The sequence below is a fragment of the Pseudomonas syringae genome, assembly GCF_001698815.1.
GTDB classification, from domain to species: Bacteria; Pseudomonadota; Gammaproteobacteria; order Pseudomonadales; family Pseudomonadaceae; genus Aquipseudomonas; species Aquipseudomonas syringae_A.
The window spans coordinates 1-13,210 of the sequence record NZ_LGSI01000031.1 but is presented as its reverse complement, the minus strand read 5'-3'; the positions used below and the strand labels follow the sequence as shown (position 1 = coordinate 13,210).

Below are 13,210 nucleotides of genomic sequence, written 5' to 3'. Positions count from 1 at the left end.
CAGTTTGGTCTGTGACAACGCTTGTGTATGCTCCGTGCATGCTCAAGGCCCTATCATTATAAGAATCTGCCATGACACTCAGCTCCAGTGGCCAGGACGCGACAGCTGCTGGCCGGCGCAACATTTATAAGCAGTTCGCCACTCAGTTGGCGGTCGAGCGCACACGCCTGCTCTACCAAGGTTCATTGCTGCCAACCCTGTTCATGTTTATCAATGGCCTGGTCTGCGCCTGGCTGCTGTGGAGCCCGCAACGTTATTTGCTGGTGGGTATCTGGCTCGGCTGGCTTTCGGCGTTGATTTGCTTGCGGGTCATTCAGGCAACCGCTTTTCGCAGTGCTTCTGCCGAGCGCCAGGCGCAGCCGATCTGGGGCCGAATGTTCCTGCTCGGGGCTGGAGCCAGCGGTCTGACCCTGGCCAGCGCCGCGCTGGTGTTGGTGCCCGCGGAAAACTTCCAGCAGCAAGCCTGGGTGTTTGGCCTGATCGGCGCGGCGACGTTATCTGCCAGCATCGCTTACGCCGCGAGCATCACCGCATTCCTGACCTTTACCTTGCCGTGCCTGCTGCCGCCGATCATTTATCTGTTCTGGGGGGGTGACGTGCCGTTGCGCGGTTGGGGCTGGCTCGGTCTGATCCTGTTGTTCGCCCTGAGCGTGGTGGCCTGGCAGGTAAATCGGCTGATCCAGCGCGGTCTGATCCGGCGCTTCCAGAATCAGGCCCTGATCGACAACCTTCAGCAAGCGCAAGCCAGAAGCGACCAGCTGAATCAGGAACTGGCCCGGGAAATCGAGCAGCGCCGCAATGCCGAGCGCGATTTGCGAGATGCGCAGGCTGGTCTTGAAGAACGTGTAGCGCAACGCACGCTTGAGCTGGAAGAGGCCAATCAGACGCTCAGCCAAAGCCCGCCGCGTCTGGCCGCGACTGTATTTGAAGCGGCCAGCGAAGGCATTGTGATCTTTGATCCGGAGTACAACATTCTTACGGTCAACCAGGCGTTCAGTCGGGTCAGCGGCTATCAGCCGGAAGATCTGGTCGGGCGTAAAGTGACCGACGTCGCCAGCAGTCGCGATGCGCGGCGGCATTTTGCGGCCATTCATCAGGCTCTGGAGCTAACCGGCTGCTGGCAGGGCGAGCTGGTCGAAACCCGCAAGAACGGCGAGCTGTATCCACAGTGGCTGCAACTGAGCGTAGTGCGCGATAGTGCAGGCAAAATGAGCCATATTGTCGGCTTCTTCGCCGATCTTTCTGCGCGCCGCGAATCCGAAGAGCGCATGCGCTATCTCACCCACTTCGATGAGCTGACCGGGCTGGCCAATCGCTCGCTGTTCACCGAGCGCCTGCGTGAAGCCAATAAGCGCGTGCGTCAGGGCGGCAGAAGCCTGGCGTTGCTGCACATCAATCTGGACCGTTTCAAGCTGCTCAACGACAGCCTCGGTCATGAAGTCGCCGACCAGTTGCTCAAGCAGGTCGCGCGACGTTTGACCAGTGCGCTGCCGGAAGCTGACACCATCGCCCGCTTGTCCGGCGATGAATTTGCCGTGTTATTTGATGCCTACGCCAACCTGTCCAGCCTTGCGCGGGTGACCAGTCGACTGCTGGCCAAGCTGCGCACGCCGATTGCGGTGGGTGGGCATGAACTGGTGGTCAGCGCATCAGTGGGTATTAGCCTGCTGCCTGATTCGGCCCGGGAAATCCCGGCGCTGGTCAGTCAGGCCAACATGGCGATGCAACACGCCAAGCATCTGGGCGGCAACAATTTCCAGTTTTATACCGAAAGCCTGCAAGCCAGCACGCTGGAGCGTTTGCAGCTAGAGATTCAGCTGCGCAAGGCCATTGAAGAGAAGCAGCTGGAAGTTTTCTATCAGCCCAAGCTTTGCCTGGCCAGCGGTCGGCTGGACGCTGTCGAGGCGTTGGTGCGCTGGCGGCATCCGGTCATGGGTATGGTGCCGCCGGGGGATTTTATCGGGCTGGCCGAAGAGACCGGGTTGATCGGCGCCATCGGTGAGTTCGTGCTGCGCGAATCCTGTCGGCAGGCCTGCGAATGGCAGCGTCAGGGGCTCGACTCGATTCGCGTGTCGGTCAACCTGTCGGTGCATCAGTTGCGTCAGGGCAAACTGGTCAGTCTGGTGCGTCAGGTCCTCGAAGAAACCGGGCTGGCGCCGCAATGGCTGGAGCTTGAGCTGACCGAAAGCCAGTTGCTGGACAGCGTCGAACACATCATTGCGACCTTTCATCAGTTGCGCGAGCTGGGCGTAAAACTCGCCATCGACGATTTCGGCACCGGCTATTCTTCCCTGAGCTACCTCAAACGTTTCCCGGTGGACTACGTAAAAATCGACCAGGCCTTTATTCGCGGCCTCGGCGAAGGCACCGAAGACGCAGCGATCACCCGCGCGATCATCGCCATGGCCCACAGCCTCGGGCTGAAAGTCGTGGCCGAAGGTGTCGAGAACCAGGCGCAGCTGGATTTCCTCAAGGCCAACGAGTGCGACGAAGTGCAGGGTTATTTGATCAGTCGGCCGATTGAAGCGGGGGCGTTGGCGGGGGTGTTGGATGAATACACCGCGAGAGACGGCAGTTGAGGTAGGAAGAGGCCTACGTGATTGCTGGATAGGTCATTCAATCACTGGTGTCAGACCGGGCAAGCTCGTTTAACTGGGCGTCCCGCAGGTCATGTAGTATAACTACAAGAAAGCTACATCCCGGCCAACGCACCTTTATCGAGTCTGCCCCCTTGAATCTGCTGCAACACATTGCCCAGTCACGCCACCTGCTACGTAAATCGGAACTCAAGGTCGCCGATCACGTGCTGCTTGACCCTGCGGCTGTGATGCACAGTTCCATGGCCGATCTGGCGCACAGCGTTGGCATCAGCGAACCGACCATCGTACGTTTTTGCCGTGCCATCGGTTGCACCGGCTTTCAGGATCTGAAGCTCAAGCTGGCGCAGAGCCTTGCGGCGGGGGCGAGTTTTGGTCAGTTCGCGATTCATGAAGACGATTCGGTCGCCGACTACAGCCTGAAAATTTTCGACACCACGTTGCACACCTTGATGGAAGTGCGCGAGAACCTCGATCCGCACGCCTTGCAACTGGCGGTCAGCGCCATGGCAGCGGCCAAGCGGGTGGAGTTTTACGGCTTTGGCGCGTCCGGCGCGGTGGCGGCGGATGCCCAGCACAAGTTTTTCCGCCTGCTGCTCAGCGCAGCGGCTTATTCCGATCCGCACATGCAGGCGATGTCGGCCGTGACCCTGAAGCCTACGGATGTTGCGGTGTGCATCTCGCAATCCGGCCGCTCCAAGGATCTGCTGATTACTGCGAATCTGGTCCGCGAAAGTGGCGCGACCTTGATTACCCTGTGCCCGAGCCAGACGCCATTGGCCGAGCTGTCGTCGGTCAACCTGGCCATCGACGTGCATGAAGACACGGAAATCTACACCCCGCTTACCTCGCGTATCGCTCACCTGGTGGTGATCGACGTATTGGCGATGGGCGTTGCCATGGCGCGCGGGCCGAGCCTGGTCAACCACCTGAAAAGCGTCAAACGCAGCCTGCGCAGCCTTCGTCTGTCACCCAAATCAGTCAAATCCCACGAGGATTGATGAGCTGTAGGAACCCCGCCGAATTAGCGCGAGAGGAGGCGTTTTTGTGGGAGAGGACAAGTCCTCGATAGCCGTGGCTCTGGCAATGTGCCGGAACAGGCAGATTGAGCGGGGCCGGGCAGGCCATTCGGGGACAAGTCCCCTCCTACTGGTTCTGCATAGATTCGGTAGGACCGGACTTGTCCGGGAAGGCTTTTGAGCGACACGGAATCTGTAGTCGTTTGGGCCGCTTCGAGGACAAGTCCCCTCCTACTGGTTTTGCACAGATTCGGTAGGACCGGACTTGTCCGGGAAGGCTTTTGAGCGACACGGAATCTGTAGTCGTTTGGGCCGCTTCGAGGACAAGTCCTCGATAGCAGTGGCTCTGGCAATGCGCCGGAACAGGCAGATTGAGCGGGACCGGGCTGGCCATTCGGGGACAAGTCCCCTCCTACTGGTTTTGCACAGATTCGGTAGGACCGGACTTGTCCGGGAAGGCTTTTGAGCGACACGGAATCTGTAGTCGTTTGGGCCNTCGAGGACAAGTCCCCTCCTACTGGTTTTGCACAGATTCGGTAGGACCGGACTTGTCCGGGAAGGCTTTTGAGCGACACGGAATCTGTAGTCGTTTGGGCCTCTTCGAGGACAGGTCCTCTGCCTCTGGGAAATGGTTTCATCGTTTTGTCACCATTACGCCCTCTATCCGTCACCATTCCTGCTCATTCTGTATTCCCACACACGCATTGGGAGACAGGATATGGCTCGGCATCATGATGACTCGAACAGCACCGTCAAAACCCGCCGTCAGCAGGAAGACCAGCGTCGGATGGAATTTCGTCGTGCAATCGAAAGCTATTCGGAAGAGCGCAAACTGAATCAAGCCCTCTCGGATTTCGACGACAGTATTTCCGGTCATTTCTGGCAAGCTTCCAACGCTAGCGAGGGCGTCCGTCGAAACGCTCGACAAGCTGGCTGATCTGCGCGCGTTCGGTGCGGATGAAACCAAGGAAGGCATGAGCCACCGGCGATAGGCGTCTGTCCCTGGCTTGCACCACGCACCAGCTGCGATACAGCGGCAATTCCGCCACGGGCAGCTCGACGAGCATGCCGGTGGCGAGTTCGAGGCTGACCGCGTGGCGAGTCAGCAGCGCAATGCCCAGCCCGGCCACGACGCATTCGCGCTGCGCCTCGTGGGACGCAACCTCCAGCGTCTGAGTGAAATGCACGCGCTTGTCCTTGAAGTATTCCTCGCATGCCTTGCGCGTTCCCGAGCCGCTTTCCCGAATCAACAGTGGATAAGGTTCCAGATCCTTCAGCGCCAAGGCTTGCCCGTTGCACAGCGGATGGTCAGGCGGCGCGACCGCGACAATCGGATTGTTGAGGAAGGGTAGAAATTCCAGGCCCATGTCCTGGGGCACCATGGACATCACCACCAGATCGTCACGATTATCGGAAAGCCGTCTGATGACCTGGGCGCGATTAACGACCGTCAGGTTGAGAATAACTTCCGGATAATTGCGCTTGAAGGCGGCGAAAAGGTGCGGGACGAAATATTTGCAGCTCGACTCGACCGCCAGCTTGAGTTGGCCTTGCAGAGAGCCCTGCAAATCGGTGAGCTGCATATCCAGGCTTTCCAGCCGCCCGAAAATGTCCCGGCTGGCCAGTTGCAGCGCCTCGGCGGCTTCGGTCAGGTAGAGTTTTTTGCCGATATATTCGAACAACGGCTGGCCGATCAGCTCTTCCAGTTGCCGTATCTGCAAGCTGACAGCCGGTTGCGTGAGGGCCATTTCATCCGCCGCGCGGCTGTAAGAACGCAGATCACAGACTTCGTTGAAAATCCGTAATTGACGCAATGTCATACGCATCAATGACTTACGCATTATTAACGGCTCCGTCGAATAGCTGAAGTGCCAACTATAAGCTTTTACTTATAGTCATCCCAATATTTACTCATTTTTGTTAATCGCTGATCCGGCATAGGGTGGTCGTGCGACAAGAAACCACATGTGCAGTTACAAAAAAGCGGCGACCGAAGCGATATCCGGTCCTGCGCCGAGCGGCTTTGTCGTTTCGTCTGTTCAATGGTCGAGGAAATACTCGTGATAACAAAAATCCTGATCGCCAACCGCGGTGAGATCGCTGTCCGTATCGTGCGCGCCTGCGCCGAAATGGGCATCCGCTCCGTAGCGATCTTTTCCGACGCCGACCGTCATGCGCTGCACGTCAAACGCGCTGACGAGGCCCACAGTATTGGTGCCGAACCGCTGGCCGGTTACCTGAACCCGCGCAAGCTGGTCAACCTAGCCGTGGAAACCGGTTGTGATGCGCTGCACCCGGGTTATGGCTTCCTCTCGGAAAACGCCGAACTTGCTGATATCTGCGCCGAACGTGGAATCAAATTCATCGGACCTTCGGCAGAAGTCATCCGCCGCATGGGTGACAAGACCGAAGCCCGGCGCAGCATGATCAAGGCGGGCGTCCCGGTCACGCCTGGCACTGAAGGCAATGTCGCGGACATCGCCGAAGCGCTGGTGGAAGGCGACCGCATCGGTTATCCGGTGATGCTCAAGGCCACTTCCGGTGGCGGCGGGCGCGGCATTCGTCGCTGCAACAGCCGTGAAGAACTGGAACAGGCTTTCCCACGGGTGATTTCCGAGGCGACCAAGGCGTTTGGTTCGGCCGAAGTCTTCCTCGAAAAATGCATCGTCAATCCCAAGCACATCGAAGCGCAGATTCTTGGCGACAGCTTTGGCAACGTGGTGCATCTGTTCGAGCGCGACTGCTCGATCCAGCGCCGCAACCAGAAGCTCATCGAAATCGCGCCAAGCCCGCAGCTCACGCCGGAACAACGCGCCTACATCGGTGACTTGTCGGTGCGTGCAGCCAAGGCGGTGGGTTACGAGAACGCTGGCACCGTGGAGTTCCTGCTCGCCGAGGGCGAGGTGTACTTCATGGAGATGAACACCCGGGTGCAGGTGGAACACACCATCACCGAAGAAATCACCGGCATCGACATCGTTCGCGAGCAGATCCGCATCGCTTCCGGCCTGCCATTGTCGGTCAAGCAGGAAGACATCATCCATCGCGGTTTTGCCCTGCAGTTCCGGATCAACGCCGAAGACCCGAAAAACAACTTCCTGCCCAGCTTCGGCAAGATCACCCGTTATTACGCGCCCGGCGGCCCCGGCGTGCGGACCGACACGGCGATCTATACCGGTTACACGATTCCGCCGTACTACGACTCCATGTGCCTGAAGCTGATTGTCTGGGCGCTGACCTGGGAAGAGGCGATGGATCGCGGCTTGCGCGCCCTTGACGACATGCGTCTGCAAGGCGTGAAGACCACCGCCGCCTACTACCAGGAAATCCTGCGTAACCCGGAATTCCGTAGCGGCCAGTTCAACACCAGCTTCGTCGAAGCTCACCCGGAACTGACCAACTACTCGATCAAGCGCAAACCCGAAGAGCTGGCCCTGGCCATCGCCGCCGCCATTGCCGCCCATGCGGGCCTGTGAGGAATAGAACATGAGCAAACAAATTTTCGTAACCGACACCATCCTGCGCGACGCTCATCAGTCGCTGCTGGCGACCCGCATGCGTACCGAAGACATGCTGCCGATCTGCGACAAGCTCGACAAGGTTGGCTACTGGTCGCTGGAATGCTGGGGCGGCGCGACCTTCGATGCCTGTGTGCGCTTCCTGAAAGAAGACCCGTGGGAGCGCTTGCGTCAACTGCGCGCGGCGTTGCCCAACACGCGTCTGCAAATGCTGCTGCGCGGCCAAAACCTGCTGGGCTATCGCCATTACAGCGACGACGTGGTCAAAGCCTTCGTCGCCAAGGCTGCCGAAAATGGCATCGACGTGTTTCGCATTTTCGACGCCATGAATGACGTGCGTAACCTGCGCGTGGCTATCGAAGCGGTGAAGGATTCGGGCAAACACGCCCAAGGCACGATCGCTTACACCACGAGTCCGGTGCATACCATCGACGCCTTCGTGGTTCAGGCCAAACAGATGGAAGCCATGGGTTGCGACTCCATCGCCATCAAGGACATGGCCGGCTTGCTGACGCCATACGCGACGGGTGAACTGGTCAAGGCGCTGAAGGCCGAGCAATCGCTGCCGGTGTTTATCCATTCCCACGACACCGCTGGCTTGGCCGCCATGTGCCAGCTCAAGGCTATCGAGAATGGCGCCGATCATATCGACACCGCGATCTCCAGCTTCGCCTGGGGCACCAGCCATCCGGGCACCGAATCGATGGTCGCTGCGCTCAAGGGCAGCGAGTTCGATACCGGGCTGAATCTGGAATTGCTGCAAGAGATCGGTTTGTACTTCTACGCCGTGCGTAAGAAATATCACCAGTTCGAAAGCGAGTTCACCGCTGTCGATACTCGCGTACAGATCAATCAGGTGCCGGGCGGGATGATTTCCAACCTTGCCAATCAGCTCAAAGAGCAGGGCGCGCTCAATCGCATGAGCGAAGTGCTGGCCGAGATTCCACGGGTTCGCAAAGACCTCGGTTATCCGCCGCTGGTGACGCCGACCTCGCAAATCGTCGGCACCCAAGCGTTCTTCAACGTGCTGGCTGGCGAGCGTTACAAAACCATCACCAACGAAGTGAAGCTCTATCTTCAAGGCGGCTACGGCAAGGCGCCGGGTCAGGTGGATGAGAAGCTGCGTCGTCAGGCCATTGGCAACGAAGAGCTGATCGACGTGCGCCCGGCAGATTTGCTCAAGCCGGAAATGACCAAGCTGCGCGGGGAAATCGGCGATGTCGCCAAGTCTGAAGAAGACGTGCTGACTTACGCCATGTTCCCGGACATTGGCCGCAAGTTCCTCGAAGAACGCGCGGCGGGCACCCTGAAGCCGGAAGTGCTGTTGCCAATTCCAGAAGCGGGCGGCGTGAGCAAGGCGGGTGGCGAAGGCGTACCGACCGAGTTCGTCATCGACGTGCACGGCGAAAGCTACCGCGTTGACATCACCGGCGTGGGCGTCAAGGCCGAAGGCAAGCGCCACTTCTACCTGTCCATCGACGGCATGCCTGAAGAAGTGGTGTTCGAACCACTCAACGAATTCGTCAGCGGCGGCGCAAGCAAGCGCGCCCAAGCCAGCGCGCCGGGTCACGTCAGCACCACCATGCCGGGCAACATCGTCGATGTGCTGGTCAAGGAAGGCGACATGGTCAAGGCCGGCCAGGCAGTGCTCATCACCGAAGCGATGAAAATGGAAACCGAAGTTCAGGCGTCCATCGCCGGCAAGGTCGTGGCGATCCACGTAGCCAAGGGCGATCGCGTGAATCCGGGCGAGATCCTGATTGAGATCGAAGGCTGATCACAGCCTCGACAAAAAGCTTTAACGATTAACCTCTGGGGGAGCGTAATGCTCCCTTTTTTTTTGCCTGGCTATCGCAAATCAGTCGTTGGAGCGAGGCTTGCCCGCGAAGAACGATAACGCGGTGGGGCTGCTCCATCGAGGGGGCTGATTCGCGGGCAAGCCTCGCTCCAACGTTGCATCTGCATTAAAGTGCGTTTTTTACTGCGACCTTCGCTCTATATCTGCACTATAATGCATGTCTTCCCGCAATCGCCTTGAAAAACCTCGACCAGCGTTTGCTTGCCTGGGGGGCTGCAATGACATTGTCCATGGATGCGCGCGCGCTGCTGATCGACAGCGTTCAACAGGAAATTGCCGATGGCAGCCTGGAGATCGGCGCAGCGGTCAGACGCCTGCGCGTCGAAGGGGCCAGCCTGCATCAGAGCCAGTTCGCGAAAATGTGCAAGATATCGGTCCGCACGCTGATTCAGATCGAGCAAGGCGAGGGCAATCCGACCCTCAAATCGTTGAATGCCGTGCTGCGGCCGTTCGGTTTGCAGATGGGCGTGGTGCGGCGGCATCGGCAGATCAGTTGATGACACCTGCATTAATAATCAAATCCGTAGGAGGGGACTTGTCCCCGAAGGCAATTGCCCAGGCACCGAGATAATCCGAACATTCACGCCGCCTGACCTGACGCCTTCGGGGACAAGTCCCCTCCTACCAGACCGCCTGATTACCGGCGAAACGCCTCCAGACCTTTCACCTGTTGCCCAGCCTCGAAATTGCTCTCGGCCAGCCAACCCTCGAACGCGTTTTGCAGTTCAGGCCATTCGCTGTCGAGTATCGAATACCAAGCGGTGTTGCGGTTCTGGCCTTTGACCACCATGTGCTGGCGGAAGGTGCCTTCGTAACTGAAGCCGAAACGCTCGGCGGCGCGTTTGGAACGGGCGTTGTCGCCGTTGCATTTCCATTCCAGGCGACGGTTGCCCAGTGCGAAGGATTCCTTGGCCAGCAGGTAAATCGCCTCGGTGCCTTTGGGCGTGCGCTGCATGGCGGCGCCGAAGGTGACGTGGCCGATTTCGATGCGGCCGTGGGCCGGAACAATGGACATCAGGCTCAAGATGCCATCCACCGCGCCAGTCGCTTGATCGACGATGGCGTAGAACCACGGATCGGTGTCTGCCGCATGGCGCACCAGCCAGGCGTTGAATTCTTCACGCTGATCAAACGGACCGTAAGGCAGGTAATTCCAGAGCTTGGGGTCTGAGTTCGGGCCTTCCAGCGCTGTCCACAACGCGTCGCTGTGGCGCGCGGTGTCGAGTTTTTCCAGGCGAATGAAGCGCCCTTCGAGGGTTTTGTTGTTCGGTAGATTGGCCGGTTGCCAGTGCAGTTCATCGTTCGACATGGGCAGACTTCCTAAAGCATTTTGCGAAATTGAATGTAGCCGGGGCGCTCAGCGATGCGCTCGTACAGTTGAATCGCGGTGGCGTTGGTTTCGTGGGTGAGCCAATGGACCTTGTCGCAACCAGCGGCTTTTGCCGTCGCGTAAACGTGCTCGATCAACAACCGCCCGACACCTGTGCCGCGTTCTTGCGGCGCGACGATCAGATCTTGAAGGTAACACGCGTTGGCGATGCTCCAGTTCGAGCGGTGGTAGATGAAATGCACCATGCCGACGGCCTTGCCATCTTTCCAGGCCAGCGCAGCGTTGGTCGGCTCGTTCGAATCGAGCAGACGTTGCCAGGTGGATTCGCTGACGCTGTCCGGCAACTGGGTCTTGTAGAACTGTAAATACGCCTGCCAGAGCGGTAGCCAGGCGGCGTGATCTTGCGCGGTGACGGGACGGATCTGAATATCGGTCACACAATTCTCCTTCAGCTCATCAAGCGAGCGAGTTCCTGGTCTTTGAGATCAGCGCTGGCAGCCAGCCCGTCGCGAACACCGGCGACATCAGCGGCTGAGCGGTTCTGGCCAAGCTTGCGTTTGCCTTCCAGGCGCTCGATGGGCAGCGTGAAACCGACAATGGCGCCGAGCATTTTTTCGATGTAATCGGCGGGCGCGTCGGCTACTGCCCAAGGGCTGGCGCGGCCGGCTTCATGTTTGTCGGTCAAGCCGCTGACCACTTCGAGCAGGCGCGCAGGATCGGTGAACACCTCGGCGACCCCGTAAGCGTGTATGGCGATGTAATTCCAGGTGGGCACCACTTTGCCGTGCTCGGCTTTGGCCGGATAAAACGACGGGCTGATGTAGGCGTCTGCACCGGGGAAAATCACCATGACCTGCGCGCCATTGGCCAGCGCCTGACATTGCGGATTGGCCTTGGCCAAGTGCCCGTAAAGCGTGCCGTACGCGCCTTGCTCGGGGCGTAACAGTAATGGCAAATGACTGGCCTGGATTCCGGCGTCGTCGCTGGTGACCAGAATCGCCAGGCGAGTGTGTTCCATCAGCCCGTGCAGGCGGGCGAGGTCGTCATCTTTGAAGGCGGCCGGCGTGTACATGAAATTCTCCTTGGCGAATGGAGCAATCCTAGGCAGCCTATTGGTTCGATGTAAGAGCCATTACTGGCAAATTTGATAGGACCAATTCATGTCTGAGCGTCCGTTGTCTTTCCCCTTCAATCTGGCGGGCATCGAACTGGACCGCCGCCACGGTTTGAGTCGTCAGCTGTATGAGGCATTACGTCAGCGGATTCTTGATGGGCGTCTGAGCAGCGGCACGCGTTTGCCTGCCAGCCGGGATCTGGCGGAGTCGTTATCCATCTCGCGAAACAGCGTGATGCGCGCCTACGATCAGCTCTACGCGGAGGGTTTCACCGACGGGCGAATTGGCGACGGCACTTATGTGGCCTTGTTACCCGACAAGACCATCCCGCTGAAAAAATTATCCACAAAACCATCCACAGGCTTATCAACAAGGTTACCCACAGCTTTATCCACAAATGCCCACGAAACTGATGAGAGTGCGCCCGAAGAAGTTATCCACAGCGCGGCGCTGGAATTGCTCAAGCGTCACCATTTGAATAAGCCATCAAAGGGCGCGCCACGGGCATTCCGGGTAGGTATTCCCGCCTTCGATCTGTTCCCGTTTGCCGTTTGGGGCAAGCTGCATGCGGCTTTTTGGCGCAAACCAGATTTGCAAACCCTGGGCTACGGCGAGGCTGCGGGGGATTGGCGACTGCGGGAGCTGATCGCCGTGTATTTGCGCACTTCACGGGGCTTGCAGTGCACGGCTGAACAAATAGTAATCACCAGTGGTGCGCAGCAAGCGATTAGCCTTTGTGCACAGCTGCTGATCGAGGCGGGTGATGGCGTTGCGATAGAGAATCCCGGCTATCGCGCAGCCGGCCATGCGTTTGCCATTGCCGGGGCAAAACTGCAGGGCATTTCAGTGGACGGCGAGGGCATGTGCAGCGCGGAACTGCAGCACAGCGCCTGCAAACTGGCGTACGTGACGCCGTCCCATCAATACCCGACCGGCGTGGTGATGAGCCTGGCGCGTCGCCTCGATCTGTTGGCCTGGGCGGAGAAAAACCAGGGCTGGATCGTCGAGGATGACTACGACGGCGAGTATCGCTACAGCGGCGCGCCCTTGGCACCATTGGCGGCGCTGGATCGTTTTGGTCGGGTGTTGTATGTCGGCACGTTCGGCAAGATCGCCTACCCGGCGCTGCGTCTGGGCTATCTGGTTTTGCCGGTCGGTCTGGTGGAGCCGTTCAGTCAGCGACGTGCCGTGGACATGCGCCATTCGGAAGTCAGCACCCAGGCGGTGATGGCTGAATTTATTGCTTCCGGCCACTTCCAGCGCCACATCCGCCGCATGCGCCGCGCCGCCTTGAATCGACGCGACGCGTTGCTGGCCGGTTGGCCCGATGGCCTGCGCGGTTGCAGCCCGATGCCCAAAGTCGTCGCCGGGCTGCACGTTGCGGTGCGGGTGGACAGCCTGGCCAGGGAAAAGGAGCTGGTCGAGAAAGCTGAAAGCGTCGGCGTCGAAATCACGCCGCTCAGCGATTACTGGCTGCCGGAATCCACCGAGCCTGTGGATAACCGGGCCGGATTGGTACTGGGCTTTGCAGCAGTGCCGGAGGCGGATATTGCCGAAGCGTTGGAGAAGTTGCGGGCGGTTTGGGCGGATTGAGGCTGGAATGCATTCCGTAGGACTGGCTTTAGCCGGGAGGAGGCCAGTCGATTCACCGCCGCTGCGTCGTCAGAACCCTCGCCCTCCCGGCTAAAGCCGGTCCTACGGGTTGTAGTGGCGGAGCCTGTGGATAACCGCGCCGGATTGGTACAGGGCTTTGCGGGCGGTTTGGGCGGATTG

General features: G+C 59.2%; 11 protein-coding genes. 7 read left to right on the top strand and 4 right to left on the bottom strand.

Going from position 1 to position 13,210, the window contains the following annotated elements:
• Positions 1–71 precede the first annotated feature (71 nt).
• The 3 genes from AFK24_RS07710 (at position 72) to AFK24_RS31985 (ending at position 4,553) form a co-directional block, all read left to right on the top strand.
• Positions 72–2,579 (top strand): putative bifunctional diguanylate cyclase/phosphodiesterase, encoded by a 2,508-nt coding sequence (locus AFK24_RS07710; protein WP_065832695.1) that lies wholly within the window; start codon positions 72–74, stop codon positions 2,577–2,579.
• A gap of 152 nt (positions 2,580–2,731) precedes the next feature.
• Positions 2,732–3,598: a transcriptional regulator HexR gene (gene hexR, locus AFK24_RS07705; RefSeq protein ID WP_065832694.1), complete on the top strand. Its 867-nt coding sequence runs from the start codon at positions 2,732–2,734 to the stop codon at positions 3,596–3,598.
• A gap of 805 nt (positions 3,599–4,403) precedes the next feature.
• Complete coding sequence (locus AFK24_RS31985; protein WP_430962149.1) at positions 4,404–4,553, top strand: PA3496 family putative envelope integrity protein; 150 nt, start codon at positions 4,404–4,406, stop codon at positions 4,551–4,553.
• On the opposite strand, the gene AFK24_RS07695 is transcribed toward AFK24_RS31985, so the two are convergent.
• Positions 4,513–5,457, bottom strand: coding sequence for a LysR family transcriptional regulator (locus tag AFK24_RS07695; protein ID WP_065832692.1), 945 nt, complete (start codon positions 5,455–5,457; stop codon positions 4,513–4,515). The two genes, AFK24_RS31985 and AFK24_RS07695, sit on opposite strands and share 41 nt — an antisense overlap.
• Positions 5,458–5,676: 219 nt before the next feature.
• On the opposite strand from AFK24_RS07695, the gene AFK24_RS07690 reads away from it, so the two are divergent.
• The 3 genes from AFK24_RS07690 (at position 5,677) to AFK24_RS07680 (ending at position 9,489) form a co-directional block, all read left to right on the top strand.
• Positions 5,677–7,092: an acetyl-CoA carboxylase biotin carboxylase subunit gene (locus tag AFK24_RS07690; RefSeq protein WP_065832691.1), complete on the top strand. Its 1,416-nt coding sequence runs from the start codon at positions 5,677–5,679 to the stop codon at positions 7,090–7,092.
• 10 nt (positions 7,093–7,102) lie between these two features.
• The gene (oadA, locus tag AFK24_RS07685) at positions 7,103–8,911 is read left to right on the top strand and encodes a sodium-extruding oxaloacetate decarboxylase subunit alpha (protein ID WP_065832690.1); all 1,809 of its coding nucleotides are present in this window, start codon (positions 7,103–7,105) and stop codon (positions 8,909–8,911) included.
• 299 nt (positions 8,912–9,210) lie between these two features.
• Entirely contained in the window at positions 9,211–9,489 is a 279-nt protein-coding gene (locus AFK24_RS07680) for a helix-turn-helix domain-containing protein (protein ID WP_065832689.1), read from the top strand.
• Positions 9,490–9,629: 140 nt separating this feature from the next.
• Here the strand turns inward: AFK24_RS07680 and AFK24_RS07675 are convergent, their stop codons facing one another.
• Genes AFK24_RS07675 through AFK24_RS07665 form a run of 3 tightly spaced genes read right to left on the bottom strand, consistent with a single transcriptional unit; the run spans position 9,630 to position 11,394 of the window.
• A complete protein-coding gene (locus AFK24_RS07675; RefSeq protein WP_065832688.1) occupies positions 9,630–10,301 on the bottom strand; it encodes a GNAT family N-acetyltransferase in 672 nt (223 codons plus the stop codon).
• 11 nt (positions 10,302–10,312) lie between these two features.
• Positions 10,313–10,759: a GNAT family N-acetyltransferase gene (locus tag AFK24_RS07670; protein WP_065832687.1), complete on the bottom strand. Its 447-nt coding sequence runs from the start codon at positions 10,757–10,759 to the stop codon at positions 10,313–10,315.
• Positions 10,760–10,770: 11 nt separating this feature from the next.
• Positions 10,771–11,394 carry an FMN-binding negative transcriptional regulator gene (locus tag AFK24_RS07665; RefSeq protein ID WP_065832686.1) on the bottom strand — a complete coding sequence of 208 codons (624 nt, stop codon included), beginning with the start codon at positions 11,392–11,394 and terminating at the stop codon, positions 10,771–10,773.
• 88 nt (positions 11,395–11,482) lie between these two features.
• Between AFK24_RS07665 and AFK24_RS07660 the strand changes: the two genes are divergently transcribed.
• Positions 11,483–13,030 carry a PLP-dependent aminotransferase family protein gene (locus AFK24_RS07660; RefSeq protein WP_065832685.1) on the top strand — a complete coding sequence of 516 codons (1,548 nt, stop codon included), beginning with the start codon at positions 11,483–11,485 and terminating at the stop codon, positions 13,028–13,030.
• Positions 13,031–13,210 lie beyond the last annotated feature (180 nt).

Bases quoted from the DNA above. Each gene is read 5' to 3' on its own strand.
- AFK24_RS07710 (WP_065832695.1), top strand. From the start codon at position 72: ATGACACTCAGCTCCAGTGGCCAGGACGCGACAGCTGCTGGCCGGCGC.
- AFK24_RS31985 (WP_430962149.1), top strand. From the start codon at position 4,404: ATGGAATTTCGTCGTGCAATCGAAAGCTATTCGGAAGAGCGCAAACTG.
- AFK24_RS07695 (WP_065832692.1), bottom strand. From the start codon at position 5,457: ATGCGTAAGTCATTGATGCGTATGACATTGCGTCAATTACGGATTTTC.
- oadA (WP_065832690.1), top strand. From the start codon at position 7,103: ATGAGCAAACAAATTTTCGTAACCGACACCATCCTGCGCGACGCTCAT.
- AFK24_RS07680 (WP_065832689.1), top strand. From the start codon at position 9,211: ATGACATTGTCCATGGATGCGCGCGCGCTGCTGATCGACAGCGTTCAA.
- AFK24_RS07675 (WP_065832688.1), bottom strand. From the start codon at position 10,301: ATGTCGAACGATGAACTGCACTGGCAACCGGCCAATCTACCGAACAAC.
- AFK24_RS07665 (WP_065832686.1), bottom strand. From the start codon at position 11,394: ATGTACACGCCGGCCGCCTTCAAAGATGACGACCTCGCCCGCCTGCAC.
- AFK24_RS07660 (WP_065832685.1), top strand. From the start codon at position 11,483: ATGTCTGAGCGTCCGTTGTCTTTCCCCTTCAATCTGGCGGGCATCGAA.